Raw genomic sequence first — 3286 nt, forward strand, 5'->3', positions numbered from 1 at the left:
TAGAAAGATGGATTTCAAATGGTAGGGAATGTATATATGAAAAGCCAATACCTGAACCTCCATACCCATTAACCATGGGTAAAAGTTGGAGCCATAAAACCAATTTCACATTAACAATTGAAGGAACTAAATATACTGGTGAGCTTATTGAAGAGAATTATGTTAGAGGCTTCGAAAACATAACTGCAGAAGATGGGGGAATATACTTCTGCGCCAAAATAGAATACAATAGGGAGGAAACTATTTTCATTAATAAAAATGTTATGAAAATTCATTTAACTGGCAATTATTGGATATCATCTGAAGTGGACGTGATTAAAGAGGATTTCCTAATACGATATTACATGAACAATTCTCTCATCGGATTGGAAAGAGATGTTATCATACTAGTTTCCATTAAGAAGTAAATGGCTCCATCCTCATTTATCAATGCAAAATGCGCTCAGAATTATCTGAAGTTGACAGTATCATATAGAAGTTGAGGCTAATTGAATAAGCATGTAGTGATTCTCCATAAGCATTCAGAACTAAATTGTTTACCCCCCTGCATACATTGGCATTATTAGTACTATATCACCATCGTTTAAGCGTCTCCCCTCTTCTGGAAATCTATAGTTTACGAACACTAAACCTTTAGTCTTAACATCTTCCAGTTCATGTGAAATCATTTCAATTAAGTCATTTAGTGTAGCATTATCATCTAGCTCCACAATCCTCTCACTACCAAGCTTTTCAGCAAAAACTGAAACAAATTTAACTATGATCTTCTTCAAGGAGAGACACCGAAACCGCTACATATAATATTAAACTTTACATTGAAATAAATATAATGCTTCCAAAAGTGGAAAGGTTTATAAATTGAGTGGGTTAATAGTGATATTCAAAAGGTTTTTGGAAGAGGGGGATTTTAATGTTAGGTGGTTATGTAGGTAAAGTTCTTAGAGTCGATCTATGGAAGGAAAAGGTGTATGTTGAACCACTTCCACCTGAAGGTATTTTGAGGAAGTGGCTTGGTGGTAGAGGTCTTGGAGTATACTACATGTTGAGGGAGGTTAACCCAAAGATAGATCCATTAAGCCCGGAGAATAAGGCTATTGTGGCAACAGGCCCCGTAACAGGTATTGCTGGAATACCATCTTCTGGAAGGTGGTGTTCCGTTACAAAGGCGCCACTCACCAACAGCATCCACGACTCCCAAAGTGGTGGCAAATTTGGACCTGAATTAAAGTTTGCAGGTTTCGACATGGTGATCATTGAGGGGAAAGCTGAGAAACCAGTATATCTATGGATTTATGATGGGAAAGCAGAATTAAGAGATGCAAAGCATCTTTGGGGTAAGGATGTCCACGCCACAACAGACCTAATAATGGAAGAGCAAATGCCAGTTATAGGTAAGGATGAAGCTAAGCAAATTAAAGTGGCATGTATAGGTCCAGCTGGAGAAAACCTCGTAAAATTTGCCTGCATATTAAACGATAAGAATAGGGCTGCTGGTCGAGGCGGTCATGGAGCTGTATGGGGTAGTAAGAATTTCAAGGCTATCGCTGTTAGAGGGCATATTAAGCCACCAATAGCAGATGAAGCTAAATTTAAGGAAGTTGTGTTGAAATCCATGGATTTAGTTAAGAAGTCTCCAGTAACTAGTGAGGGGCTACCAAGGTATGGTACAGCTATCCTTGTAAACATCATAAATGCCCACGGCATATACCCAACTAGAAACTTCCAAACTGGTGTCTTCCCAGAAGCTGACAAGACTAGTGGTGAAACCATAGCCAGGGATATAATGGATTGGGAGAAGCAGAAGGAGGAGATATGCTGGGGTTGCCCAATTGGCTGTTCAAGGTACACCAAAATAATTAAGCCACCATTCACAGGTGAGGGTGGAGGACCAGAATATGAAACTGTATGGGCTCTTGGAGCTCAAACTGGAACTAGTGACTTAGCGGCAGTCTCTAAGGCCAACTACCTATGCAATGAGTTAGGATTAGACACTATTTCAATGGGCCATGTTATAGGGACTTTCCTCGAACTCGTTGAGAAGGGTAAAATCCCGCCTGAGAAGCTACGTGGATTAAAGGCTACATGGGGTAGTGGTGAAGCTCTCGTTGAGCTTGCTTGGAGAACAGCCTACAGGTCTGGTATAGGTGACGATCTAGCTGAAGGTGCATTGAGGTTAGCACAGAAGTATGGTGCACCAGAATTAGCCATGGTTGTGAGGGGACAAGAGCTTCCAGCATACGATCCACGAGGAGTACAAGGCCATGGATTAGCATATGCAACAAGCAATAGGGGAGGATGCCACTTGAGGGCATACATGATATCACCTGAAATCCTCGGCATACCTGTTAAAGCAGATAGGTTTGCCACTGAAGGTAAGGGTAGGATGGTTAAGGAAATGCAAGATGCCTTTGCAACCATCGACAGCATGATTGTCTGTAAATTTGTCACATTCGCCTACTACGTTGACATTTTAGCAGAGCAAGTTTCAGCTGTAACAGGCTGGAACATAACACCAGAAGAATTCTCCAAGATTGGTGAAAGAATATATAATGCTGAGAGAGCGTTTAATGTCCTCTCATTTGGCGATGGCGAAGCATATGATACACTACCAAAGAGGCTATTAGAAGAACCTATGCCTGAGGGGCCAGCTAAAGGCCACGTCGTTAGACTTAAGGAAATGCTACCAGAATATTATGCTGCAAGAGGCTGGATTAAGGGGAGACCTACTAGAGCTAAGCTGGAGGAGCTAGACTTAAAGTGGCTAGCTGACAAAATAGAAGAAGAGGGACTACTTCCAGGCTAACCACCACAACCACACCATTTTTTTCCCCAGCTCAATTTAACTTTAGGTGTTATAGTTTTATGATTTTGAAGATTGGCGATTGGATTGTAAATCTTAGTGAAGATTCTTATCTACGGGAATTGGTATTAGAGGTTTCTACACGATGTAATTTGAATTGCATCCACTGCTTCAGGTATGCTGTGGAGAACTTTAAGTTTTCAGATATGAGCTTCGAAGATTACAAGAAAATTGTGAATAATGCTGTGAACTCCGGTATTAAACGACTAGTTTTAACTGGGTGGGGTGAACCCACAATCAACCCATACATACTGGACATGCTCAGTTACGCTAAGTCTAAGAATATAATGTTAGTGCTGAACACCAATGGTACGAGATTACTAGAGATCGCCGAAGACCTCGTGAAAATGGGCCTCGATGAACTTTATGTGAGTATCGATGCCGTTGACGTAGATTTATATGAGAAGATTAGGAGGCTTGGAAGCC

At 40.9% G+C, this 3286-nt stretch carries 4 protein-coding genes; 3 read left to right on the forward strand and 1 reads right to left on the reverse strand.

Annotation, left to right across the window (positions count from 1 at the left end):
• The coding region (locus tag MRT15_RS09400) for a hypothetical protein (protein ID WP_304329832.1) at positions 1-407 on the forward strand (407 nt) is incomplete at its 5' end.
• Between the two features lie 129 nt (positions 408-536).
• Here MRT15_RS09400 and MRT15_RS09405 read toward each other — a convergent pair.
• Positions 537-773 carry a MoaD/ThiS family protein gene (locus MRT15_RS09405; RefSeq protein WP_304329833.1) on the reverse strand — a complete coding sequence of 79 codons (237 nt, stop codon included), beginning with the start codon at positions 771-773 and terminating at the stop codon, positions 537-539.
• Between the two features lie 137 nt (positions 774-910).
• Here MRT15_RS09405 and MRT15_RS09410 point away from each other — a divergent pair, with 137 nt between their 5' ends.
• Together MRT15_RS09410 and MRT15_RS09415 are read left to right on the forward strand one after the other, a co-directional pair.
• Complete coding sequence (locus MRT15_RS09410) at positions 911-2803, forward strand: aldehyde ferredoxin oxidoreductase family protein (RefSeq protein ID WP_304329834.1); 1893 nt, start codon at positions 911-913, stop codon at positions 2801-2803.
• A gap of 59 nt (positions 2804-2862) precedes the next feature.
• Positions 2863-3286, forward strand: a 424-nt coding sequence (locus MRT15_RS09415) for a radical SAM protein (protein ID WP_304329835.1), incomplete at its 3' end; no start/stop codon positions are given.

The sequence above is a fragment of the Candidatus Culexarchaeum yellowstonense genome (assembly GCF_024707025.1).
GTDB lineage: Archaea > Thermoproteota > Methanomethylicia > Culexarchaeales > Culexarchaeaceae > Culexarchaeum.

Coding starts and splice junctions, on each gene's coding strand:
- MRT15_RS09410 (WP_304329834.1), top strand. CDS start 911: ATGTTAGGTGGTTATGTAGGTAAAGTTCTTAGAGTCGATCTATGGAAG.